Raw genomic sequence first — 24,830 nt, forward strand, 5'->3', positions numbered from 1 at the left:
ATATTTAGCGGTGCAAATGTCAGCTTCACTATGACAAATCTTTTTCCATTTCAAATTGTTGAAAACTGATACTTACAAGTCAAGGCGGCCGTTATTTAACGACCGTCTTTTTTATTTCTTTTATAATGTTGAAGCTTTGTGTTAATCCCAAAACGTCTTATTAAACAATGCTGTACGGTAAAAAGAAGAACCGATCCTAGTATCTAAATCTGCACCGCACGTTCTATTACCGAGCTTGGATCGATATCCAGCTGTTTCGAGTATCGAACTTCACCGATCTTGCAGTTCGGGCCAATTTGAATATCCTCCCCAATGATCAGATCTGCTTCCACATGATCAATTTCAACCCTTCGACCCTCAAGACTAGAGCAAACCACCTTCTTTTTCCCAAAAGAAAGTAAATTCAAAAATAGGCGTCGCTCCATGCGAATATCAATCGTTTCCTTTGTAATAAGGTGTTTAATGGAGGAAGTCCCCCCTTGGAAACGGATATGTACATCTCTCGATGTCAGCGTATTTCCAATCATAACGATGCCCTTTGCGTGAAACGACTGGGTAGTCACGGATTGATCAGCTCGAAATGAGCCTGAACAATCAATGCGATCAGCAGTTATAGAGTGAAAATGTCCGTGGCCATTACTAGACATCTGCTTGGTGCTGCAATGGCCTTTTACATAACAAGAACCCGAGCTTTTGAAACTTTCTGTGCTGATGCTGCCCTCAAACCGGCCATGACCCGCTGTATGTACGCTTTTGGCCTGAATATCATGACGATAAGTTCCAGCTCCGTTAATCCGTATATGTTCTGCTGTTTCCACTGTTCTCGTCTCCATAAATGCCCCCGCTTTTATTTTATCAGATATATATTTTAATAGTTAAAATATATAATAGTTAATATAATTCCGAAGTCACATGTTGTCAATAACAACCAAGAAATATGAACAAAAAAAGCCGCCACGCCTTTGCGTAACAGCTTATCTTCAATCGATAATTTGGGACATCAGTTCATTCACTTGTTTAAAAACATGAGAAATCGTACGCAGCTTTTGAGCCGGAATTCTGGTGAAAATCTCATGCACCTTCTCTTCTCCTTCTCGTGTTAGAGCAACCATAACCACTCTACGGTCTTCCTTTGAGCGAATTCTGCATACTAGCTGCTGCTCTTCTAGCTTGTCACACATCGAAGTTGCTGCTCCAGCTGTAATAATAAAACGTTCCGCAATTTCGGTAATGCGCATACTTCCGTTTAACTTCAAATCCATTAGCAGTGTAATATGATTTTGCGACAATACATCATTGCTCGTCAGTATATCGATGAAAGCTTTAGATTTCTGCTGTACGAGACGCATATCCAGCATGATAGCCTGTATATCTACAAACTCTTCTTTATTCTCTGTCACTAGACATCCTCCAGTATTTTAAAAGATATATATTTTACTTATTAAAATATAGGAAACGAATAGCTACAGTCAAGTTAAACAGCCCATTCTTTTGGTAGCGTCAAAAATTATGTGTAAAGATGTAGGATTTTGAAGACATTCAAAGCTCCTATTTAGTTTAATCTCACCCTCTTATATGCCTATATAAATATACTTTCATATAAATGCATTTTTTTAATTACCAAGATTTCATTTGATTGGCTACCCACACTCCGCAACTGCAAGCAAAAACATCGATAAAAGTTTCTTCAAAGTCAAAACGCTTGTAATAAGATTTTTTATAAACACAACCACACCGAGTGTAATAATTAGCTTTATTAGTTGAATCTACGTCCTTAATCTCTTCTCCTACCAGCTTAAGCACTAGACGTTTATTTTCTTCTGTGAATGAGTCATTACGTAAATACTTCAATCTTAACTCCATTGTGAAGGCACTCCCTTTGATACTTTAGCAATAACTTGTCCAAGTCCTGACTCATTTCAACCATCCTACCATCGGTCAATTCCAAGCCTTTTTTATAGGCTTCATTTAATCGGAATCGTAAGAATTCGATATCTTCAAGCATCTTCATCAGTCCTTGCAGAATAAACTACATGGTGGACGAACCCCCTAATTCATCCACCATGTGTGACAAGGTCTCCCCTGAACAGAATATATCTTTTGTTTCCAGCGGTTTTCTCCCAATGGAAAGTATGGAAACAAAAAACAAAAAAGCAGACACTGAATTCAGTGTCTACTTCTGTCTACGTACCATCAAACAAAATATTTATACTTTATTTTGGTAGTACCCATGGAGCAGTAAGCATAACAATGTCTATAACAACCCCCAATGATAAAGTAGTTACAAAAAGAATCGGCAATCTAGTCATTATTTTTTTCATATAAACCAATCCTCTCCAAAAAAAAACAACTTGATCACTAGGTCTTAATCCAAGGAGTACCACCGCCAAATAACGTAATGACATCGTCAGAATTAATTACTCCAACAGACAGCAAGGTCAATACTAAAAGAATCGGTAGTTTAGACATTATCTTTTTCATGCCAACCAATCCTTTCTATGTTTTTTTAATAATGATTTGCTTGTATACTTCATTGATTCTTCTTATAATTTCAATACTTAAATGTGAATGATCCTCAAGAATGGTTTCATTAATTAGCATTAGACTACCCAAAGCGCGGTCGAATAATCCTATTTTCATGTACTCTAAGGCACTTTTTAGATAATAATCAAATGCCTTTTCTACATCTTGGCTTATTAAAGCATTTCCAGCCATCTGATAGAAGTAAGCCATTCTAGCCTTTTTATCTGGAGTAGTATATTCGAGATTTAAGGAGTTTTTCATTTCTGCTTCGTATGTAAGCAAACTTCTTGCGGAGATAAGATCTGATTTTATTAAATATAAATCCATTAGCATTGTAACGACATATACAAAATTAAATGGAGAGGTTACTTTAAAATATTGTTCTAATTGCTCTATACCTAAATCAGTTTTTCCAGATCTCCCATTTATACAACCCGTCATAAATTGAACGTTGTCTTTAACAAACGAAAACGAGTATTTTTTATATTTATCAAGAAAAATTTTACTTTTCGCAAAGTCATTCAAATAGTAATGACAGTTACAAATATTAAATGTAGCATGTGCGCTGAACTCACTCTTATAAATATCTATTTCAATTACAATCATACTAAAATCAATAGACTCATTGAACCTCAGAAGAGCATAAGCGTGATTTTCTAAAGAATAATACAGCTTTATTTGTTCTTCCAAACTCAAAAAATCAACGTAGGCTAATACGCTTTTACCCGATTGATAGCTAGCCTCTAACTTGCTAAAATCATTTCTTTCGAGCAAATAAACCTGATACATGCCTTTTGCAATATATAGCATTACACCGTGACTACGCGAGTAAGTGACTACTGTCTTAAATAATGAAAGTTTTATTGAAATATCATTAACATCGTTTGCTGTGGTAAATATCTTTTCAATAGAGTCATAGCTTTCTAAGTGAGGAAGTTCTAAATACTTTGTAGCAATATCTGTGATGAGGAAAATAGAATTAGAAGTTGAAATGGCTTCTTGGAGTATATCTAGCATGATATCTGAATTACGTTCCAAAGAGATGTAAATCCCTATGTAATCATCATAAGGGATTTCTAATGCCTCAGCAAGCGATTTTATTGTCTTATACTCAGGCTTTTTGACTTCTCCGTTTTCAATTTTGGAGATAGTGCTTTTGCGTATATTCGCCTTCTCTGCTAGCTTGTCCATTGTCAATTCTAAATTTGACCTACGGTGTCTGATCATGTCTGCAAAAGTAACAATCATCTCACTTTCACATCCTTTATCATTATAAACCAAATCCTATAGTATGAATTATGAGTGTCTAAGAAGGGATAATACATTATAGATCTATGGCACATCGTTTCGGCGGATTTATATTTTAGAGTATTGAGGAAACCTTCACTAAAAATTCAGTATAGCATAATTTTACCAGCAGTCAATACATATCAAGTATAGATTATACACCCTGTATAAATACTGAACATATAGGATTACGACCATAAGTGTCATCAGGAAATAATGGTTTAGACTGACCCTGAAAATTGAAACAGCGATAGCCACGGACCAAAATAAAGTCCTAGACTATCGCTGTTTCATTGAACTAACCTTCTCCGTTAGCCCAACGAACTTACAGAAGAATGAAATCCACTGACCACTAACACGGCGGTTCTTTCGGCAACTTTCCCGGTGGCCCATTGTAGTGCACTTTCACAAAGTTCATGTTCAAAATAATCGGCAAATCAGTTGATCAAGCTATCATTCCAATTTTTGAGTTGTTGGACACGCCACCAGAGCCTAATAGCCTATGTCCAACGAAAAGAAGTAAGTCTGATGAAGAACACTTTTGACAAAGAAAATGCTCAAGAGCTTTACAAGAATACAGTTCTATTATTGGAAGAGGGTTAAGAAGAAATGAGTAATGGTGATCATTAGGCTCTACTAGAGCCTCGCGAACGTGATGTAATCGATTTGGACAGGTTCTGCCGATTCGATCCGAAGTGCTCGGTTAATCTGTCCTCGGTGATATTGCCCATGTAAGAGGACCTGCAATAGGATGTCCCGGACGGACGTTCGGAACGGATCCCCGCTCTGGCTAGCATAGTCGATCATCTCGTCCAGCTCGGATTCCTCGATCTCTTCGATATAGACGCGATATTGCTCTGCGTTTTCTTCAAACATCATCCGGATCGCCGTCAGGTCTTCCGCTTCCTCCCACAACGAATATTGCGCGCTGCCTTTGCCCTGCAATCGGGACAGCCAGACTCGTTCCGCGACCGCGACGTGCCGAACCAGCTTCAGAAGATCCTTGTTCTTCGTTTCACTCTCCTCGAGCGCGTCCAAGATGCGCCCATCCGCCCAGTACAGGTGGTCCATCATGCACTTGATCGTCTTCATTTCGGTTTCCCCCTCTTCATCTCATCGATTACTCGAACTTACTGTTATCGGTTAGTTTAATCATTGGAATGAACGAAAACAACCTTTTTGTGGTAAATTCCTAGTTTCTATTTATCTATTCACACAAAATATTTACGCCCGCATTCTTTTGTTCTTGTACACATATTGACAATCTGTAGCAATCTATATACGCTGAATGTGGTCTTTATCCATTTACAAATTACACCATTCACTCAAAGGGGTTGCTAACATGAATACTGTAATCATTCGTTATTTGAAAGGCGCCTTTGTCCTGTTCTTTGCGGTCTTTGTTTCCCTCATCGCACTCGGAAATATAACCGACTACAACACAAACTTCCAGTTTGTGAAACATGTATTGAGCATGGATACTACATTTGAAGGAAACACACTGATGTACCGTGCGATTACGAGCCCGCTCTTCCATCACATCGGATACATCTTGATTATTATCGCTGAAGTTGCAGTTGCTGTAACCGCTTGGATTGGAGGAATAAAGTTACTTAGGCATGCAAAGGCTGGTGGAGCAAACTATCATCAATCCAAGAGCTGGGCTTACATTTCGCTCGGTCTTGCTGTCTCCATTTGGTTTTTCGGATTTACGACAGTCGGTGGGGAATGGTTTGCAATGTGGATGTCCTCGGAATGGAACGGTTTAGCGCCTGCTGATCGTATCGTAAGCTATATTTTTGGTGTGCTGATCTTCTTATCACTTAAAAATGATGAATAGTAAGTATTCGTTTTTCTACGGTTCATAGAATTTAACTAGCATCGATAATCAGACACCTTATTCAAGCCCAATCTTATCAGGGCTGCTGGATAAGGTGTTTTTCTTATTCAAAAAAGTTCCCTTGCTGATTCACTGTTGAACGTTACATCTCATCTTGAAAAGTGATGATCTCCCTCTAACCATTGAACAAATAAGAACATACGTTCTACAATAATGTGACAGTCCTCTTCGCATCTTTCATCATAGAGGACAATGAAAGGATGAATCATTTGGGATTACTCCACCATATTGAGATAAACGTATCACACCTCAAACGTTCGGTTGATTTCTGGGGCTGGTTCTTGTCAGAGCTTGGTTATACGTCATATCAGGAATGGGAACATGGACGTAGTTGGAAGTTAGGAGATACGTACCTCGTGTTTGTTCAAGCAAGTGAAAAACACTTGGACGTTCCATACAATCGCTGTCGAGTAGGACTGAATCATTTGGCATTTCATGCGACTTCACGAGAACAAGTAGATGAATTAACTACAACGATACGTGCCAAGGGAATGAGCATGCTTTACGAAGACAGACATCCGTATGCAGGAGGGAAAGACTACTATGCCCTATTTTTCGAAGACCCAGACAGAATAAAGGTTGAAGTAGTCGCACCTTAAAAAGCCACAATGGTTCCTCCCAAGCTTCCATTATTCAAAAATTTTTACGAAGACAGCCTAACGAAAAGAACACGCTCCATTGGACCGTGTTCTTTTTCTATATTTATAAGCTCATGAATTCGGCTTAATCGCATACACGCATTTGTGGCCGCATTTCGCTTTGCCTTCCAACTGCTCTACATCAACATAAAGCACACTTCTGAATAAAGACAGCTCGCTGCAGCAAGCTTTATTGTAGCAAATAGACACTACGAGCGCAGCAACCCTATCATGAAAACTCAAACATATATGGTAAGGTTTTATTTATATATTTCCCAACAGAATTACGTCAGTTATTGAGAACCTTATCATTTGCATCAATGTTATAAGATCTAAAGGTAATTACGTTCTCAAACGAAAGGATGAGGTTTAATGGAAGACACGAACTTGTTAAGAACCATTTTGGATGAGAAAGGCGAGGCGCGTATTCAAAGCATTGCCCGCTATGTGGAAAAGCATATTGTAGACAACTGGGATTCCATTCTTACGATTCATAAGGATAAATTGAATAAAGCGTACAGCGAAGCAGGCGATGCCGCCTATGGAACGTATTCAAATCTCGTGTTCCTGCCTATCCACCGTCAATTTAAAGAAGTCGGTATTCAGCCAGAGCCTCGATTCCCTGGAGAATTTGAGATTTCACGAGAATGGGGCAACGAACAGGAAACTCATCAGCAGCGCTGGATGTGGAGTACGGTTTATGGCCCGCAGCAAGAGCCAATTGGTACGATTGTCACGATCATCTATCATGACCACACCCAGTTCCGAGTACCGCAGCAGCCAGATATTTTAGCATTAACAGAAGTGGGTAAAGAAGCTGTAGTTGAAGCATTATCAGCTCGATCTCCTGAATTTGCCCAAGCGCTTGAGTTTACGGTTGAGTATGAGAGGTATTTGAAGAGTCTTGAATAAGCTCAAGCGGAATGCCAAGTCGGAATGTTTGGGTGGCTTGTCACCTAACGAGTATCGCCGAGCTGCATAATGAAAAACCTCAGCTCTATTAAATCGAGCTAAGGAAAATAAACCAGCCCGTTATTTGAGAAGAAGTAAAACGGTGTTAGTCGATTAAGACAATGATAGCAGCCCGGGGGTTAATACGCCTCACTCAATAACAGTTACTGTGAATGAGCGGCCTTTAATTGAAAGGTCGAACCCAATGTAGTGACCATTATGCACATCTAAAACTACGGTCCTCGAACCTCTTTCAAGTTTTACCTTTTTTGAAGTTTTTTCTGTTATCCCTATAATTATAGGAATCTTCTCTCCAGATTCCGTTGTAAATTCAGCCCCGACATAAGAAGGTATACCTAAGTATAACGTTACCCTCTCCCACAAGTATCCTTTGTCTTTTTTATTAATTCTGGCTAAGGCGACTTCACCTCCTACTTTGGCGATTAATGCATAATGTATACCTTGATACTCTTGCGTTAGTAGTAAACTCGCCTCTTCAGTTTGTAACCCGTGCTCAATCGCTTCATTTAACGATGATAGCCACACTTCATTAGTATCAGGAGTAACAGGTTTATTACAAGATGAAAACACGAACATTAAAGTTAGGGCGAAGACAATCGAAAATATTTTTTTCATAAATCCACCAACTTTCACATATTTGGGATTTACATATCAATATAATTACTATATCATCGATTTCAAATATCGGACAAATCACAACGATGTGGACGAATGAATATAGTAGGCAATCACCCACTATGGAAAGGCGGGATATTGCCCATGTCCACCGACAACATGACGGCCGCACTTAGTTCCCCTTCTTTGAACTTATCCTTTGACTTACGATCAGCACCCTTTTATCAAAAGAACGATCAAAACTTTATTCTTCAGCAATTTCAAAAGCAATTACCAGTCATGCAAAATTTAGGGTTGCTCGACATTTACCTGAGCAGAGGAAACAGTGTTGAAGCTCATTGGCATCCTAACGCAGCTGAGCTTGTATACGTCATACAAGGAGAAGCTGTTGTCTCCATACTTAATCCGTTTACACTGCAAGTACTTACCTACCGTGTCAAGCCTCCTCAAACCGTCTATATCCCAATGGGATGGTGGCACTGGGAAATCGCGCTTACGGATCGTACCCACTTGTTAGCTATTTTCGATAATAGCGCTGCGCAAACGGTGTTCGGCTCCGACGTTCTTCGTAAAACTCCACCTGAAGTATTCCAAATCATCTATGGTGTAAATGCCGCCCAGCTTGCAGAAGTACTCAAGCCTATCACTCAGACGGTTATTATAGGTCCACCAGATGCTGCTCAAGCCCAATTGCAGCAAGGGGTGCCTATCCAGTATTAAATTCGCTCTCCAAAATATAGGGCTGAATCCGATCTGCTTTTAGTATCTGGACATTCACCTTAAAAAAAATGCCACCCGCTCCAGGGTGGCATTTGCAATATAGGGAATCGAGGGTTTTAAGTTAGCGTATTTTATATCTCCATTAGATATTTTCGTTCTTCAATGTTTCAACAATATTTTGTCCACTTTGTTTTCTAGTCGCATAGAGGATGGTCAATCCTACAATAAAGAACACACCCACTACTGCTAGGGTAATATCCAGCCAAGGCAGCGTAAAATCAAATGAGAAATTACGGCTTAGAATCTTATAGATTAAATAGATTACACCTAAGCTAATAGGCAATCCGTAAAGCAGCGACTTCATGGCATAAAATAGTCCTTCACAGCGTATCATCCGCTTCATGCTCTTTGGAGTCATCCCAACCGAAGTTAACATGGCAAACTCTCTTTTTCTTAAAGCCATGCCTGTTGAAATCGTATTAATTATCGTTGCCGTACATATAAGCCCTATGAGAATGACAAAGCCATATAAGAACACGGATATGACCGTAGCCCGATCCAACTCAGATTGCCGTTGCTCGATCAGATTGTTTGTAAAGGCATTTACACTAGGATAGCCATTTGTAATAGGCACTATTTCATTTTCCAAAGCAGCAGACTGTTCTGTTGTAAATTGAACCTCGCTGTTCATATAGTTAGGTAGATGTACATTACCCATTTGTTGAAGCATGCTGTCAAATCCATGCTCTGAAACAACAAGCGTTACAAGAGAAGGATCTTCCTGGTAGTGATGCATAAATGGTGGACGTTTATCCGTAATAGATGTGATCTGGATGTTCCATTTCGCCTCAGATCCATTTTCATTGATACTGAAAGACAGTTCCGTTCCTTCGTTAACGGTCAATTGGGTGATATCTGTAAAAATCCGTTTTTCTTTCAAGGTGAACTGATTTACAAGTACTGCCGGAATGTTAGCACCCTCGAATTTATTATTATCTATACCAATCGTTTGTAGATAGAGTGTAAAAGATGTGTCATCGAGCGAAACAATGTTTGCATTCAAAGTGTAAGCACCCTCGTATGGTGCTAATCGCTTAGCAATGTCCATCGCTACTTGATTTTCTTTAAGGTTTAATGCTGCAGTAAATTTTTGAGTCTTTACTTTACTTGTAGCATGTTTGACAGTCATCAGTTCGTTTGTTAATGACTTCACTTCTGCCAAATCATCACCGCTCACGTAGACGGCTACATCGTATGGGACCGGTGCTTGTGCCATGTTATAAGATTTGTCTAAATACAACGAAAAGGAAGAGGCTGCTAAAAATAAAATGACGCTGATAGCAAGAGAAAAGACAGTTGTACGATAGTGATGTTTGTTTCTCTTTATATTTTTTAATCCAAGCTCCGCTTCAAATCCAAACCACCTACGAGTTACTTTTGATGTGCGAACATCATTACTTTTCATTTCAATATCTTTGTTCTGTCTGATAGCGCTTATCGTAGTAATTCTAGATGCTCTTACGGCTGGCAACCATGCCGAAATGAAAAGCGTTAAAATAGAAACTAGGATAACAGCAATGACGCTAAACGGTTCTATTACGATACGAATGGGTTCACTAACTGAAAACATTCTTTGGATAAACGGACTGAGTAGTTCGAAGGTTACACCAATACCTAATGACCCAAATAGTAATCCTACCGGTATAGCGAATAAACCAATTACCGTGGCTTCAAAAAATACAGAAGCTCTCTTTTGCTGTTTGGTTGCCCCTACACTGGACAGCATCCCTAGAGCACGACTGCGCTCTGACAGCGAGATGGCGAACGCGTTATAAATAAGTGATATCGATCCGATCATAATAATCGTACCAATCGTAATAATAGCCAAATACATAGTAGTAACAAACCTATCGTCATTCGAAATTCCGGAATAAAGCAGAAGGTTTCGATGATACTCGATTTTTACTCCGTTTGATTTCACTTGGTCATTTACTCGATGTACGTTACTGGCGATATTGTCACTAACCTGATAGACATCGGTCCCCCATTTTTTATAATCCTTATATTCAACACTGACGGTGTAAGGGGAATCTGTCTTCAAATGGTTCTCAGAAAGACCGCTGAATGCACGGTAAGCTGCTGCTGCATCATACTCTCGCGCAGGTGCTTGAACAATGCCGGTAATCGTATAGGTTTTGCTGTTTTTAGACGTAAAAACTTCCTTTGAGTAGTAAGGATCTTGGCGGACTAATGGCATTTTAACGCCTTCTACAATCTCGCTGCGCTCACCAAATTCCAAAGTAATGACATCACCGACCTTCCATGGAACACCGGAGGTTTGCATAAATGGCTTGGAAATGACCAGTTCATCTTCTGTTTTAGGCAAGCGGCCTTCGATGGTGCTAACCGCTAGTAAATCGTAATTACTATGTTCCGTAACATACAAGTAGGGTTTTTTGCTATTTTTAGAGTTTGCAAGCCGGGCAAAACCTAGCTCGTTTTCTATATCATACCCTTTAATTTCTGCCTTATTTGTAATACGGTCTACATCTTCCCCTGCAACATCAAGAAATGCAGCATGCCATTTACCACTGTAGGCAATAGCCTCTCTTTGCATCATATCCATGAAAGAAGCCTTAATCGTAAACACGGCTGTAAGCATGGCGACCGAAATAACTGCCCCAATGATAGTAACAATCGTGCGGCTTTTATTATGTTTCATATAACGCAAGGTGAGCTGATTGATGATATTCATCGTCGGATCACCTCGTCTTTGGAAATCATGCCATCCTGGATGGAAATAATCCGATCTGCTTGCAAAGCTATGTTTTCATCATGGGTGATAATAATAAGTGTTTGATTTCGCTCTTTGTGTAACTTTTTCAAAAGGCTTATAACATCAGCACTATTTTTGCTATCCAGATTACCGGTTGGCTCATCTGCCAATACGATAGCTGGACTGTTAATTAAGGCACGTCCTATGGAAACACGCTGCTGCTGACCACCAGACAACTGGTTGGGCAAATGCTTTAATCGCTGTTGAAGACCTAAGATATCAACAATGTTAGCTAGGTTATCTTGATTTACTTCTCTACCGTCCAATAGCAAAGGCAAAGTAATATTTTCCTCCACATTAAGAACAGGAATCAGGTTGAAAAATTGATAGATAAGACCGATTTGCCTACGTCTAAAAATGGCTAAAGCCGTTTCATCCATGGCGTATATATCCGTGTTATCAACAATTACTTTCCCAGATGTTGGCGTATCTACGCCGCCAAGTATATGCAAAAGTGTAGACTTTCCTGAACCAGATGGACCAATAATCGCTACAAATTCCCCTTTTTGTACGGAAAAAGAAATATGGTTTAGTGCAGTAACAGCTGTTTCGCCGTCACCGTATGTTTTCGACAAGTTTTCTACTCGTAAAATCTCCATCTTTAACCTCCTAGATTGCTTGTTATTACCTTTAATTTACTTGGCTAAGATGTCTTGTCGGTGACATTCTATCTTACAATTTAGTCACTAAACCATTGGTTTGAAAAATTTGATCGTAAACGTTGTACCCACACCAAGCTCGCTTTCCATAAATATATCGGCACTTTGACTTTGCAAAATCGATTTAGACATCGCTAAGCCTATTCCAATACTGTCAGGACCAGCGTTTTTCCCTTTATAAAATCGTTCAAAAATGTACGGGGCATCTTCTGGAGCAATACCCTTACCGCTGTCGGTAATAATCATTTGCGTATACAAAGGTGTCTCTTCACAAGCAATCGTAATACTGCCTCCGGCTGGCGTATGCTCGATCCCATTTTTAATGACGTTCAAGATCGCTTCGACAGTCCAGTTTTCATCTACAGTCACCTTGAGATTGTGATCACAGGAAATCGTAAGCTGTTGATCTTTTAATTCCATAGGGATAAGAAGCGGCTCCAATGCTCTGTCTACTAATTTCTTGACAGATACAAGTTCCTTTTTGAACGTAACACTTTGCACATCAATTTTGGACAGCTTAAGCAATGAAGTCACAAGCCATTCAATACGCTTCAATTGATTGAGTATATTACCTACAAATTGTTCCCGTTTCTCTCGGGGCAGACTAGGATCGTTCAACAAATCTGCCATGACAAACATGGAGGTGAGAGGTGTTTTTAATTGATGCGAAATATTAGACAGCGTTTCGGCCAAATATAATTTATCCTTTTTCAAATGAACAGACAGTTCAGATAAAGTTAACGTGACTTTGTAAATATCATTTTTCAATATGCTTAATTCGCCTTCTGTGTTGTCCCGTATATCCATAGTCGGTTGACCAGAATAAACAGAAGCCAAATAGTCAGATAACTTTTTGATGTCTCGATAACGTTTAAGGGTGAACAGAAAGAAACATAAAAAGAGCAGGGATAGCGTAGCAAAGGCTACAACTCCTGCTTTCCAGTCCATCATCCAGATAACCGAAGTGCCAATGATAGATATAACTGCGCAATAAGTGAATAATGCCCATATGCTCTTATTTTTAATCATGATTTCCACCCATACGATAGCCTAGTCCGCGCACGGTTTCGATGACTTTGAAATTTTGGTTACTATCCTCTAGCTTATCTCGCAATCGCTTAATGTAAACAGAAAGCGTATTGTCATTTATAAAGCTGCCATCCAAATCCCAAATACCTTCTAAAAGCTGATTTCTGGTTAAAACTTGTCCTTTATTATTTAGAAATGTCAACAGCAAGCGATATTCTAAAGCGGTTAACACTACTTCCTCTATCCCTTTGTATACTTTAGCCTGTTTTGTATTTACAACAATATTTCCAACCTTGACCACATCATTCGAAGCGTATGACTTTGTATAATGCTTAAGTGCTGATTTCATTCTGCTAATCAATTCACGAATACGAAATGGTTTGGTAATATAATCATCCGCTCCCATATCTAATCCGCGAACTACGTTGATCTCATCATCACATGCCGTTAGAAAAATAACAGGAGCTTGCTGATTATCTTTAATATATTCGCACACCTCATAGCCACTGCCATCCGGCAAGGTTAAATCAAGTAAATAAATATCAAAACGCTGTTGTCTGATTGTTGCCAATGCCATTTGCTTATTTTCACAAATAAACACTTCATAACCTTCGCTAGTAAGCGAATAATGCAATCCATCGGCAATCGTTTTGTCATCTTCAACTACTAGTACTTTCATTTTGCGCCTCCAAACGGATAACTATCTTCAATCACCTACAACTGCGCGAAAATTTTTATTCTAATCCATTCTATCATTCGTTAATAAAGGAGCTAATTGTTACAAATTATTATACTCAAGAAATCTAATTGATAAAAGTTAACTTAAATAAGATAGGTGTTGCAAACCGTATAAAAAAGCCGCTCAAATGAGCGGCTTGCATGCTGCACAGTGACTTAAAACGTCATCGCCTGACCATGCCTTGCCAGATACTGTTCCTTCTCCTTGTAGTCAGGCATGATGCTACCGATGCGCCGCCAAAAGGAGCGGTCATGATTCATATGATGCAGATGACACAGTTCGTGAATAACGACATAGTCGATCACTTCAATAGGAGCCATAGCTAGCCGATAGTTAAAGGTTAACTTCTTATCTGAGCTGCAGGTTCCCCACTTCGTTCTAGACTCTATGATCTCGAAAGATTTCGGCTTAACTTTCAAATCATTTTGATAGATTTTTATCCGTTCTCCGATAATCTTTTTGCAGCTGGCGAAATAGAACTTCTTGAGCTTTAGCTTAAGCTCCTCTTCCGTTAACCCATCCGTCTCGATTAATTCATGAAGCAAATATTCTTTACCTAGATGAAGAAATTTGCCTGCATCGTCATACTCTCTCGACTTGGTCGTCTCTTTAGCAGCATCAATTTTGCGCAAATTTTCGATGATCCATTTACTATATTGTTCAATCGCTATCCGTACGGTTTCTTCCGTCGTATCCTTCGGCACTTTGATCGAAACACGCCCGAAAGCATCCATATGAATCGTAGTTTTTGTTCTACGCCCATATTGCACATGGACATTTATCATTTGGTTATCTATTTCAACTTGCATATTCACCATCATCTCTATTTACTTTTGTTAGGCTAGAAGGCCACTGCCTCCGCTATTCTTGCGCCAAGCAGAAGCTGACTAACTGACTTCCTATTTCATTTTATCATAACCGTACATACATTGGTTTCTAGGATACTAGAGTGTTCTGCTAGAACAACAAGTTATACACAAGAACCTCATTTTAACAAAACAACATATTTTTATTTCTATACAATCTAAATATATTGTAAAACGATAAACAACGTATTATAATAACATTGATTTCATGCAGATGAGGTGTTGATTATGAAACATGCAACCACATTATTTTTAAAGATAGTGGTATTTCTAATGGCTTTACCCGTGCTTGTAATATGTGTATTTTCAGTACTTTCCTTATTAGGAGCAACGAATCAATTCCCAGGCAAACTATATGTAGTAGATATCGGCTTTTTTTCAGCCATAGTCCCTTATTACATCGCACTGTATCAGACATTCAAATTGCTCGGCTATATTGATAAAAATATCGCTTTCTCAGAGCTATCAGTCCGCGCATTAAAGAAAATCAAATACTGTGGCTTCAGTATAGGCATTATTTTCGTGGTAATGGAACCCGTTTTGTTCGTTATGGCACAACAAGACGATGCGCCGGGCCTTGTTGTAATTAGTTTGGCGATACCTTTCGGAGCGTTTGTCGTCGGCGTATTCGGAGCTGTACTTGAACGATTATTGCAAAGTGCTATTCATCTACAATCAGAAAATGAACTTACGGTGTAAAGGGAGTGTATCGAAACGTTCAGAACGGGTCGAAGCACGATCACGAAACGAAAAATACAAAATAAAAGGCAGCCCGCAGGCTGCCTTTTCCTTTTTTCTTGCACATCCAAACTCTCTCTAGGACGTGCTTCTTTCTATAATTGCGGACCCGCTGCTCGAATCGCCTCAGATGCATCGGTAAACTTCTCGAAGTTCTGATGAAAACGCTGCGCAAGCTGCTTGGCTTGACGATCATAGTCCTCTTTATCCGCCCATATCTGTCTTGGATCAAGCAATTCACTTGGAACGTGCGAAACCGTATCAGGAATATGTGTACCGAATATCGGATGTGGCGTAAATTGAGCATCCTCAATCGTTCCATCGATAATCGCCGTAATCATAGCCCTTGTATACGCTAGCTCCATACGTTTACCAATGCCGTACGGACCACCGCTCCAGCCTGTATTGACGAGATAAACACGTGCGTTGTGCTTCGTTATTTTATCTCCAAGCATTTCTGCATACACGCTTGGTCTCAATGGTAGAAATGGTCCGCCGAAGCACGCGGAGAACGTCGCTTCTGGCTCCGTAACACCACGCTCCGTACCAGCCAACTTGGACGTATAGCCAGATAGGAAGTGATACATCGCCTGCTCCTTCGTCAACTTGGATACAGGAGGCAGTACCCCGTACGCGTCAGCTGTTAAGAAAATAATGACGTTCGGGTGGCCAGCCACTCCAGGAATAACGGAGTCGTCGATGTAATCGATCGGATAGGCTGCACGTGTATTCTCAGTCAGTTCGTTGCTATTGTAATCAGCTATCCCAGACGAAGCATCGATTGACACATTTTCAAGAACAGAGCCAAAGCGAATCGCATTCCAAATTTGCGGCTCTTTCTTCTGGGTCAGCCCAATGCACTTCGCATAGCAGCCTCCCTCGAAATTAAACACCCCGACATCCGACCAGCCATGCTCATCATCACCGATTAATCTGCGCTCTGGATCTGCCGATAGCGTCGTCTTTCCTGTTCCCGATAACCCGAAGAACAAGGCTGTATCCCCAGCTTCACCGACATTAGCCGAACAATGCATCGGCATAACACCTTGAAACGGAAGTAAATAATTCAGAACACTGAAGATCGATTTCTTCATCTCACCCGCATAATGGGTACCGCCGATGAGAACAGCTTTTCTCGAAAAAGATATCGCGATAAACGTTTCCGAGTTGGTTCCATCCGTAATTGGATCCGCTTTCAAACCTGGCAGTGTAATAACTGTAAATTCTGCTGTGTGTGTCAGTAATTCTTCTTCTGTAGGTCGAATAAATAATTGATGTACGAATAGATTTTGCCATGCATATTCGTTGATTACTCGGATCGGCAAGCGATATTCTTTGTCTGCGCCTGCATAACCATCGAAAATATAGAGCTTCCGATATGCCATATAATCGATCGCTTTCTCATACAGCAGATCAAATTGTTCAGGAGTCAGTGACTGATTCACGCCCCCCCATGCAATATGATTAATCGTTTGCTCTTCTTTTACGATGAATTTGTCCTTTGGAGAGCGGCCTGTAAATTTTCCTGTCTCAACTTGCAGCGCGCCTGCTGACGTAAGATTCCCTTCGCCATGAAGAAGCGCGGATTCTACTAGCTTCACGACAGGCAAATTTCTTTGCATCGTATCTACATCTAAATCAGCAAATTGCATGTTTATTCTGCTATTCGCGGTCACGGTTATTCCTCCTATATTTGCCTCAGCTTCTTATTATTCAGCGTACATATTCACAGGTACATCAAGACTTCTGTGCAATTGGCGGCACTCCGGTTGATCGCATACACCATAATAAACAACCATTCTGTTCGTATTCAGCGTTTCTACTTGAGAGTTACAATGCTTGCAAATGATGACACCCATATTTACGTTCTTTTTGTTCATGGAATCGTTCATGCTTCATTCATCCTCCCTATACGTTAGGTTCGTTCGTTTCATGAGCCTGCTTACCTATCCAAATGCTCACCTTGCACACGTCTTTTACGAATTGTCAAAGTAATGATGATGAAGAATCAACGTACATGTACAATAGATCCTCATCGTATAATATATTTTATATGCAGACTGTTGTGGAAATAATGTACATCATTTTTTAATGATGTGCAATATATATAGGATTTTTGGTCATAAAGTTTTTCTATAGTGCCTTTTTGTTTTTTTAATGGCATATTGTTCATATTGTTTATGCTACAACCGACATAGATGAAATCGATTATTCTACCATATAAAAAAGCCCCACTTATTTGTATAAGTGAGGCCTACCTAATTCTTCGCTCGATAATATTAAGACATTTTCACCAAGCTGTAGTTTTTCTTTCCTTTACGGATAATGATAAAGCGTCCCCCGATAGCGTGCTCTTCTGTTACCTCCAAGCCCACATCGCTAACACGCTCACCGTTCATCGAGATTGCACCATTTGTAATGTCCTCGCGCGCTTGACGCTTAGACTTCACGATGCCAAGATCAACAAGCCAGTCCACGATATTTTTCGCTTCCTTCGTCGCTTCGAACGTAGGCATTTCCTTGAAACCTTGCTCGATCTCGTCAGCTGTCAACGACTTAATGTCGCCACTGAACAATGCAGCCGTAATACGCTGCGCCTGTGCCAACAATTCTTCACTGTGTACAAAGCGAGTCATTTCTTCTGCAAGCGTAATTTGAGCTTCACGCTTATGAGGCTCTGTCTCAACCTTTTGAGCCAACTCATCAATGCGCTCTTTAGAAAGGAACGTAAAGTATTTCAAGTATTTCACAACATCACGGTCGTCTGTATTTGCCCAGAACTGATAGAACTCGAATGGAGTCGTTTTATTCGGATCAAGCCAAATTGCTCCGCCAGCTGTTTTACCGAACTTCGTACCGTCTGCTTTCAGCATCAATGGAATCGTAAGGCCGAATGCTTTTGCCTCAGAACCTTCTTTTTTACGAATAAGATCAAGTCCGCTCGTAATGTTGCCCCATTGGTCAGAGCCACCGATTTGCAATTGAACATCTTCATGCTGGTACAAATGCAGGTAATCCAAGGACTGCAAGATTTGGTACGAGAATTCTGTAAAGGAAATACCGCTATCAAGACGGCTGGATACAACATCTTTAGCTAGCATCGTATTAATGCTGAAATTTTTACCGTAGTCGCGCAAGAACTCGATCACATTGATTTTGTGAGTCCAGTCGTAGTTATTTACCATGCGCATTTGATTGTCGCCCTCTGTTAGGAACAACTTCTTCAATTGTGCTGTAAGTGCATCTACGTTTGCTTGAATTTCTTCCAGTGTTTGCAAAGAACGCTCAGATTGACGACCACTTGGATCACCGATTGTACCTGTAGCTCCGCCAATCAAGATTACGGGACGGTGTCCAGCTAGTTGGAAACGTTTCAGTACCATAAAAGGAATCAAGTGACCAATATGCATGCTGTCGCCAGTCGGGTCTACACCGCAGTAGAGCGATACAGACTTCTCATTCGTAAGTTCTTTAAGACCTTCAGCGTCTGTTTGTTGGTTAATAGCGTCGCGCCATGCCAGTTCGTCAATAATATTCACAGCTATCCCACTCCTTCAAATTATAAGCTTTTCTATCCATTTGCATGATGCGGCACAAAAAAATCGCCCCTTGTCTATAAAAGACATAGGGACGATTGACCAACCGTGTTACCACCCAGATTGCACCCATGACCGATGCGCTGCCGCATGTATGGATACCACTCTCGGCGAGTTATCGTTCGCCATTCCGCTCAGCATTACCCGAGATACTCCAGAGTGTACTTCGCCTACTTAATGTGTACCGGGTTCCATCACCCCCCGGCTTTCTGAGACAGGGATTAAGCAGCTACTGCGCTCTTTCAACGTATATCGCATATAAGATTACAGACAGTATAGAGAATTAAAATAGGGATGTCAACCGAGCGAGGACAAATTGTTACGATCATCTACTGAATGCACGAAAAAGCTTGTTTTACATGCATGAATACAGGCCCGTCATCATCTGATGGAGCTCATCCAGCATTTGCATTAACTGCGCATTGTAAATTCCCACCATTCCAAGATTCTCGCTTCATCAAGCCACATAACACTTGGCGTGAAGTTCACACACTGCCTGCGCGAGCTGAGCTGCCTGCATGAAGCTACATAGTTGATGCTACCTAGGTGGAGCTGTATTAAGATACCTGGGTGATGCTACCTAGGTGGAGCTGCATTAAGCTACCTAGGTGATGTTACGTTATGCTACCGTATTCGGGATAACCATTTTATTAATCTGCAAGCCAGTATGGTGCTTCGCCTAACGGTCGCCATTGACGTTATTTCCATGAAATCGTCCAGATTATAACTCTAGCGGTTGTATTATTGCTTATATAAGCGCTAATAGCGAATTACATCACTCAATCTGACAAATAAGCTCTCTGGCATCCGTTACATTTCGAACTCAATAAATGTATGCTTAATAGCCCCTGTGACAACCATTAACGCAATAACGTAGCTGCATACTTGTAGCGCCTTAGCTTAATATGATACATTCTAAATACAATTTCATTTGTCTTAGTCGGTATGAAGCACATACCGCTTTGATCGCATCGCTACCGCTCTATGGAGCTAGCCCATGCGTCAAAGCGGTTTTTTTGTACCCTTTGATAGATTTATAAACCCATTAGCGATACGAAAGAGTAGTGCATTCACGATACGCTTTAATCGTGCATTTACGATACTCACTAGTATCATGCATTAGCAATACGTTCTAGTATCGTTCTGTGCTTTAGCAATACGAACTAACATCGCATTAACAACACGAATTAGTACCCCCATTAACAATGAAAGGGTGATTGCATTTGTTTGAAGAAATATATGAAAGATGGCTCACTGAACAAATAGAGACTGAAAACAACCCAAGAAGACGAGAACTGCTGCAACATGGCTTGGGTCATGGAACGGTGGAGTTTTTACGATTAATCTGGTTCCCTGCGATTGGCAACCTAGATTATCTATATCCTGAATATGAAGTTCGCGATTATAACAATGGATATCGTTATTTGGATTTAGCATACCTCCCAAATGGTGCAAAGGGTTGTATTGAAATTCAAGGCTATCGCTCACATGCTAGAGATATTGAAGTAAGAAGATTTAAAGATTTGTGTATGAAGCAAGCTTTGCTCGCACTTGATGGCTGGCTGTTCCTTCCTATTGCTTATTTGTCGATCAAAGACGACCCCGGAATGTGTAAACAATTAATTCTCTCTTTTGCAGGAAAATTTTTAGCTACAACAGTTCCTTCTGATTTGACATGGTCAGAGGCGGAAACGTTGCGATTTGCTCGCAGAACCTTGACTCCGTTTACCCCCAGAGAGCTAGCAATCCACCTACAACTGTCAGAAAACCGTACTAGAGTTGTACTTCGTTCACTGCTGCATAAGAACATGCTTACTGTCGCAAGCGGAAGTCAACGCTATCGTACCTATCGTTTGATAGTAAAGGAATGATCTGCTCAAAAACATAATTGATCAAGATTTTCACAAGTGTTGCAAGAGATCTGTAACAGCCACAGGAGTGGCGCTGCAAAGATACTGCGAAAGCATTGGAGTGACGCTGCAATACATATGTAGAAGCCGTGCTGCTCCATTGCAACTGCCTTGCAAAAACGATGCATCATAAATGCGAAAGTTTTGCCAAAAGCACTCTAGTTCAGTTCTTCAGCACTGCAAGGGCTAACGGTTGCAACTGGCGTTATTTTCGTGATATCCCCCCGTTTGAAATCTAACGGATGTAACAGAGCTTATTTTAACAAAAACAGTGAATTAGTCTGCATATATTGAACAATAAGCTCATCAGCATCCGTTACATTCATTATCGATAAAAATGAGCAAAATAACGGCGTTCACGACCGTTAGAAATGTTCGGAATGGTACCCCTGCATAAAATACTTGCCCACTTACAGCGGTTGGCCTATTATTAACCAAAAAAGAGCGATAGGTTCTATAGATCAATAAAACGAACTGGAGGCTGACATGCCGTGGAACTACCCTCATTAGAAATTCTCCTGCTTTTAATTGCAATAGGCTTCATTGCTGCCTTTGTGGATTCCGTTGTTGGAGGCGGGGGGCTTATTACCGTACCCGCATTACTTGCGATGGGTCTGCCACCGCAGCTCGTATTAGGAACAAATAAACTAGCAAGCACGATGTCCTCATTCACGAGTACAACATCCTTTTTACTATCTGGGAAAATTGAATTTAAGCTTGTTGCGAAATTATTTCCGTTATCCTTTATCGGGGCTATACTAGGCACGCTCTGTGTCAATGCAATTCCCTCTGAGTTTCTGAAGCCGCTCGTCGTCGTCATGTTGATTGCGGTAACTATTTATACATTAATGAAGAAAAATTGGGGTGCAGCTTCTACATACAAAGGTTTAACGAAGAAGAAAGTCATTCTCTTAATCATTGCTGCAACGGGGATTGGGTTTTACGATGGATTTTTCGGGCCTGGAACAGGCTCCTTCCTTATATTCGTCTTCTTGCTGATGGGCTTCGATTTTGTAGGTGCTTCTGGCAATGCGAAAGTACTTAATTTTGGCTCGAACCTAGCATCGTTTATTGCCTTTGCCATGCTCGGGTCCATTTCCTACGGATACGGCATACCGATGGGACTTTCGATGATTGTTGGAGCGCTTGTAGGTTCTAGGGTTGCTATTAAACGCGGAGCGGCTTATGTAAAGCCACTGTTTATCGGAATAACGATTCTACTCATAGGTAAGCAAGTATGGGATCTCTTCTTGGGATAAGAGACCAAGTACGGGTACTTCAATCCCTTTGCTTGTTTCCATGCTAATCGAAATCATAGCTGGCGAATTGGCTACTTTATATCACAAATAAATGACCATCATAAGTTGAATTGTAGAGCGATCATAATGAGCGCCCTAGGAAGTGATATTTTAAAGGAAGGCTTGTCTACATGGATGCAACGTCCATATTAGACAAGCCTTTTTACGTATAAAAAAGTGAAGAAATCAAAAAATAGAAGATCTCTATCCACAACTTATCTCATTGTTACGATTTGGAGATGTTATGAGTTACTGGTACGTAGTAGGGTTTCATACCCACAAAAACAACCTCAATATTCCTTGACAAGAATATTCCCTTTGGGATATATTCAAGACACAAGTTAATCAAACAAAAAACGGAAGAAAGTGAGGTGACTCCACCAACGTATGGACATTGGAATATTTAGCGCTCTGGCTGAACCGAATCGTTTGCGAATTGTCGAGCTGCTTGCCCATGGTCCATTGACAGTTGGAGAAATCGCCGAGCGTCTCAATCTTCGGCAGCCTCAAGCTTCCAAGCATTTACGCGTCCTGCTGGAAGCACGATTGGTGACCGTACATGCCGATGCGAATCGCCGCAACTATGCGCTGCAAATGGAACCATTGCAAGAAATGGATGCATGGCTGGACAATTACCGCCGCATCTGGAATGAACGATTCGACAACTTAGACCGATACCTGCAAGAGCTACAGAGCAAGTCGGATAAATAAATCTCAACTTAATCTTAGGAGGAATAAAGAATATGGTGAACAAAATGTTATTTAAAGCTGAGGGCAACGTATTGAAAATGGAAAGAACGTTCAACGCACCAGTTGAACTTGCATTCAAAGTGTTCTCGGATTCAGAGCATCTTAAACAATGGTTTGGACCTCGCGGCTGGACTATCTCGGTAAGCAATTTGGATTTCCGTCCCGGTGGTGCTTGGCACTATTGTATGAAATGTGAAGATAAAAATCAGGGTGACTTCTACGGGATGGAGTCTTGGGGGAAATCCGCATACAAAGAAATCGTTGTAAACGAAAAACTCGTATACGTCGATTACTTCTCAGATGCGGAGGGCAATATCTCGGAAAATATGCCTGCTGTTGAAGTGACGATGACTTTCGAGGAAGTTGATGGAAAAACAAAGATCACAAGCATCGGCAGCTATGCAACAGCAGAAGCATTAAAGACGGTCATCGACATGGGTATGGAGCAAGGGATCACCGAAACATGGGATCGTTTGGAAGAGCATTTGGAAAACCTTCAATAATTTGTGTCCAGAGGGGGCTTATCGCCCCCTTTTTTGATGTCTATAGCATATCGAAACGCTAACTTGGTTGCTGGGTGCTTAACATAAGTTCTCTTCATCCAGCTTAAGTACTAAGACCTTGCAATGCGGATTCCTAGATCCTCAATGCGAAACGTTGGATGACTTCGGCGGCGGCATGTTGAACCGCAACCTCTAGCCTCTTCCGCCCAGCTACCACCACGGAAAATTCGATAAGTGCCGTATACATCAGCATCGTAAATATCCCAACACCATTCCCATACATTCCCCAACATATCGTAGAGCCCCCACGCATTCGGCAGCTTTTGGCCTACCAGATGTGACATGCCATTAGCATTGTCCTGGTACCAAGCTATCTCATCCAGCTCACCATAACGGTAACCGCTCGTTCCTGCTTTGCATGCGTACTGCCACTCCGCTTCAGTAGGGAGACGATAGCCATCTGCCTCCCAGTTACAACTGACACTAACACCATCATCGCTAATGGAATAGCATTGCTGCAGCCCCTCATGCTGGGAAAGCATATTACAAAAGCGGATTGCATCATGCCAAGATACATTTACAATCGGAACATGAGATGTTTCAAGTTCTTCAGCTGCTCCCGCTTCTATACGCATAATCGCGCCATATAGCTCCCTTGTCACGGGTACTTGGGCAAGCAAAAATGCATTCACCTTGACGGTCCATGTCCGCTTGATGCGATCATCCCTTAATTCAACTTCACCAGCAGGAATGTTAACCACCGGATACTTTACATCACTAAGCGATTCAAGCGATATGTTCGGCACATCTCATCCTCCTGCGGCATTATTTCATTGAACGCACTCGACTGTTACTTACTGTTACTTCCACAGCTATTACTTCAACTTGCCCAATCTTTCAACCGCCTGCTGTTCAGTCGGCAAGAAGAAAATATCCTTTCCGTTATTGCACTCATAAATGAAATCCTTCAAGCTTTTGCTTGTATAGACAGTGAAATCTCCAACGATTGCTACCTTCACGTAATAATTAATAAACTTCTGAAGAATATCGCCTGCAAGACGTGTTTTCAAGTCAAAAAAGCTTTCGCTTAGTATAGATTTGTGAAGAACGATACGATCACAATCTGTTTCATATCTGACTGTTGCCATCAAATCCAAGGCAGACTGAACATCATCGATAAGTACTTCGTTCTCGTCACCGCTCACAACAGCAACATATTTTCCATCAACTTCAAACTTCGTTATATTCATA

26 protein-coding genes and 1 other annotated feature are annotated in these 24,830 nt (G+C 40.8%); of the genes, 9 read left to right on the plus strand and 17 right to left on the minus strand.

Annotation, left to right across the window (positions count from 1 at the left end; translation table 11 throughout):
• Positions 1 to 203: 203 nt before the first annotated feature.
• From NQ117_RS07630 to NQ117_RS07650, 6 genes are all read right to left on the minus strand, one after another.
• Positions 204 to 833: a hypothetical protein gene (locus NQ117_RS07630; RefSeq protein WP_258277374.1), complete on the minus strand. Its 630-nt coding sequence runs from the start codon at positions 831 to 833 to the stop codon at positions 204 to 206.
• Positions 834 to 980: 147 nt separating this feature from the next.
• On the minus strand, positions 981 to 1,400 hold the full coding sequence (locus NQ117_RS07635; protein ID WP_258277375.1) for a MarR family winged helix-turn-helix transcriptional regulator: 420 nt from the start codon (positions 1,398 to 1,400) through the stop codon (positions 981 to 983).
• Positions 1,401 to 1,617: 217 nt separating this feature from the next.
• Complete coding sequence (locus NQ117_RS07640; RefSeq protein ID WP_258277376.1) at positions 1,618 to 1,863, minus strand: hypothetical protein; 246 nt, start codon at positions 1,861 to 1,863, stop codon at positions 1,618 to 1,620.
• Complete coding sequence (locus tag NQ117_RS24150) at positions 1,835 to 2,011, minus strand: aspartyl-phosphate phosphatase Spo0E family protein (protein ID WP_375163028.1); 177 nt, start codon at positions 2,009 to 2,011, stop codon at positions 1,835 to 1,837. The genes NQ117_RS07640 and NQ117_RS24150 overlap by 29 nt, the downstream gene beginning before the upstream one ends.
• Before the next feature lie 485 nt (positions 2,012 to 2,496).
• Positions 2,497 to 3,771, minus strand: coding sequence for a helix-turn-helix domain-containing protein (locus NQ117_RS07645; RefSeq protein ID WP_258277377.1), 1,275 nt, complete (start codon positions 3,769 to 3,771; stop codon positions 2,497 to 2,499).
• Between the two features lie 675 nt (positions 3,772 to 4,446).
• Positions 4,447 to 4,902: a DinB family protein gene (locus NQ117_RS07650; RefSeq protein WP_258277378.1), complete on the minus strand. Its 456-nt coding sequence runs from the start codon at positions 4,900 to 4,902 to the stop codon at positions 4,447 to 4,449.
• Positions 4,903 to 5,152: 250 nt separating this feature from the next.
• Here NQ117_RS07650 and NQ117_RS07655 point away from each other — a divergent pair, with 250 nt between their 5' ends.
• From NQ117_RS07655 to NQ117_RS07665, 3 genes are all read left to right on the plus strand, one after another.
• The gene (locus NQ117_RS07655) at positions 5,153 to 5,650 is read left to right on the plus strand and encodes a DUF2165 family protein (protein WP_258277379.1); all 498 of its coding nucleotides are present in this window, start codon (positions 5,153 to 5,155) and stop codon (positions 5,648 to 5,650) included.
• A gap of 260 nt (positions 5,651 to 5,910) precedes the next feature.
• Positions 5,911 to 6,309, plus strand: coding sequence for a VOC family protein (locus tag NQ117_RS07660; protein ID WP_258277380.1), 399 nt, complete (start codon positions 5,911 to 5,913; stop codon positions 6,307 to 6,309).
• Between the two features lie 411 nt (positions 6,310 to 6,720).
• A complete protein-coding gene (locus NQ117_RS07665; RefSeq protein WP_258277381.1) occupies positions 6,721 to 7,260 on the plus strand; it encodes a DUF6022 family protein in 540 nt (179 codons plus the stop codon).
• Positions 7,261 to 7,449: 189 nt separating this feature from the next.
• Here the strand turns inward: NQ117_RS07665 and NQ117_RS07670 are convergent, their stop codons facing one another.
• On the minus strand, positions 7,450 to 7,935 hold the full coding sequence (locus NQ117_RS07670) for a hypothetical protein (RefSeq protein ID WP_258277382.1): 486 nt from the start codon (positions 7,933 to 7,935) through the stop codon (positions 7,450 to 7,452).
• 144 nt (positions 7,936 to 8,079) lie between these two features.
• Between NQ117_RS07670 and NQ117_RS07675 the strand changes: the two genes are divergently transcribed.
• Positions 8,080 to 8,655 (plus strand): cupin domain-containing protein, encoded by a 576-nt coding sequence (locus NQ117_RS07675; protein WP_258277383.1) that lies wholly within the window; start codon positions 8,080 to 8,082, stop codon positions 8,653 to 8,655.
• A gap of 142 nt (positions 8,656 to 8,797) precedes the next feature.
• Here the strand turns inward: NQ117_RS07675 and NQ117_RS07680 are convergent, their stop codons facing one another.
• The 5 genes from NQ117_RS07680 to NQ117_RS07700 form a co-directional block, all read right to left on the minus strand.
• Complete coding sequence (locus NQ117_RS07680) at positions 8,798 to 11,410, minus strand: ABC transporter permease (RefSeq protein WP_258277384.1); 2,613 nt, start codon at positions 11,408 to 11,410, stop codon at positions 8,798 to 8,800.
• Entirely contained in the window at positions 11,407 to 12,090 is a 684-nt protein-coding gene (locus tag NQ117_RS07685) for an ABC transporter ATP-binding protein (protein WP_258277385.1), read from the minus strand. Before NQ117_RS07685 ends, NQ117_RS07680 begins: the two co-directional genes overlap by 4 nt.
• An 87-nt stretch (positions 12,091 to 12,177) precedes the next feature.
• Positions 12,178 to 13,179, minus strand: coding sequence for a sensor histidine kinase (locus tag NQ117_RS07690; RefSeq protein ID WP_258277386.1), 1,002 nt, complete (start codon positions 13,177 to 13,179; stop codon positions 12,178 to 12,180).
• Positions 13,172 to 13,858, minus strand: a complete 687-nt coding sequence (locus tag NQ117_RS07695; protein WP_258277387.1) for a response regulator transcription factor — start codon at positions 13,856 to 13,858, stop codon at positions 13,172 to 13,174. Before NQ117_RS07695 ends, NQ117_RS07690 begins: the two co-directional genes overlap by 8 nt.
• A 215-nt stretch (positions 13,859 to 14,073) precedes the next feature.
• Positions 14,074 to 14,727, minus strand: a complete 654-nt coding sequence (locus tag NQ117_RS07700; protein ID WP_258278197.1) for a M48 family metallopeptidase — start codon at positions 14,725 to 14,727, stop codon at positions 14,074 to 14,076.
• A 285-nt stretch (positions 14,728 to 15,012) separates the two neighbouring features.
• On the opposite strand from NQ117_RS07700, the gene NQ117_RS07705 reads away from it, so the two are divergent.
• Positions 15,013 to 15,483 (plus strand): DUF2975 domain-containing protein, encoded by a 471-nt coding sequence (locus NQ117_RS07705; RefSeq protein WP_258277388.1) that lies wholly within the window; start codon positions 15,013 to 15,015, stop codon positions 15,481 to 15,483.
• Between the two features lie 134 nt (positions 15,484 to 15,617).
• On the opposite strand, the gene pckA is transcribed toward NQ117_RS07705, so the two are convergent.
• From pckA to tyrS, 3 genes are all read right to left on the minus strand, one after another.
• The gene (gene pckA, locus NQ117_RS07710) at positions 15,618 to 17,174 is read right to left on the minus strand and encodes a phosphoenolpyruvate carboxykinase (ATP) (RefSeq protein WP_258278198.1); all 1,557 of its coding nucleotides are present in this window, start codon (positions 17,172 to 17,174) and stop codon (positions 15,618 to 15,620) included.
• A gap of 57 nt (positions 17,175 to 17,231) precedes the next feature.
• Positions 17,232 to 17,414 carry a GapA-binding peptide SR1P gene (locus NQ117_RS07715; protein ID WP_258277389.1) on the minus strand — a complete coding sequence of 61 codons (183 nt, stop codon included), beginning with the start codon at positions 17,412 to 17,414 and terminating at the stop codon, positions 17,232 to 17,234.
• A 387-nt stretch (positions 17,415 to 17,801) separates the two neighbouring features.
• Positions 17,802 to 19,061, minus strand: coding sequence for a tyrosine--tRNA ligase (gene tyrS, locus NQ117_RS07720; RefSeq protein ID WP_258277390.1), 1,260 nt, complete (start codon positions 19,059 to 19,061; stop codon positions 17,802 to 17,804).
• An 84-nt stretch (positions 19,062 to 19,145) separates the two neighbouring features.
• Positions 19,146 to 19,373: a binding site (T-box leader), on the minus strand.
• Positions 19,374 to 20,335: 962 nt separating this feature from the next.
• Here tyrS and NQ117_RS07725 point away from each other — a divergent pair.
• The 4 genes from NQ117_RS07725 (at position 20,336) to NQ117_RS07740 (ending at position 23,579) form a co-directional block, all read left to right on the plus strand.
• Positions 20,336 to 20,989 (plus strand): transcriptional regulator, encoded by a 654-nt coding sequence (locus tag NQ117_RS07725; protein ID WP_258277391.1) that lies wholly within the window; start codon positions 20,336 to 20,338, stop codon positions 20,987 to 20,989.
• 530 nt (positions 20,990 to 21,519) lie between these two features.
• On the plus strand, positions 21,520 to 22,287 hold the full coding sequence (locus NQ117_RS07730) for a sulfite exporter TauE/SafE family protein (protein WP_258277392.1): 768 nt from the start codon (positions 21,520 to 21,522) through the stop codon (positions 22,285 to 22,287).
• Positions 22,288 to 22,713: 426 nt separating this feature from the next.
• Complete coding sequence (locus NQ117_RS07735; RefSeq protein ID WP_258277393.1) at positions 22,714 to 23,037, plus strand: ArsR/SmtB family transcription factor; 324 nt, start codon at positions 22,714 to 22,716, stop codon at positions 23,035 to 23,037.
• A gap of 32 nt (positions 23,038 to 23,069) precedes the next feature.
• Complete coding sequence (locus tag NQ117_RS07740) at positions 23,070 to 23,579, plus strand: SRPBCC domain-containing protein (protein ID WP_258277394.1); 510 nt, start codon at positions 23,070 to 23,072, stop codon at positions 23,577 to 23,579.
• A gap of 110 nt (positions 23,580 to 23,689) precedes the next feature.
• Here NQ117_RS07740 and NQ117_RS07745 read toward each other — a convergent pair whose 3' ends face one another.
• Both NQ117_RS07745 and NQ117_RS07750 read right to left on the minus strand, forming a co-directional pair.
• The gene (locus NQ117_RS07745) at positions 23,690 to 24,376 is read right to left on the minus strand and encodes a formylglycine-generating enzyme family protein (RefSeq protein ID WP_258278199.1); all 687 of its coding nucleotides are present in this window, start codon (positions 24,374 to 24,376) and stop codon (positions 23,690 to 23,692) included.
• A 78-nt stretch (positions 24,377 to 24,454) separates the two neighbouring features.
• Positions 24,455 to 24,829 (minus strand): DUF4180 domain-containing protein, encoded by a 375-nt coding sequence (locus NQ117_RS07750; RefSeq protein WP_258277395.1) that lies wholly within the window; start codon positions 24,827 to 24,829, stop codon positions 24,455 to 24,457.
• Position 24,830: the final 1 nt, after the last annotated feature.

This window comes from Paenibacillus sp. SC116, assembly GCF_024733555.1.
GTDB lineage: Bacteria > Bacillota > Bacilli > Paenibacillales > Paenibacillaceae > Paenibacillus_B.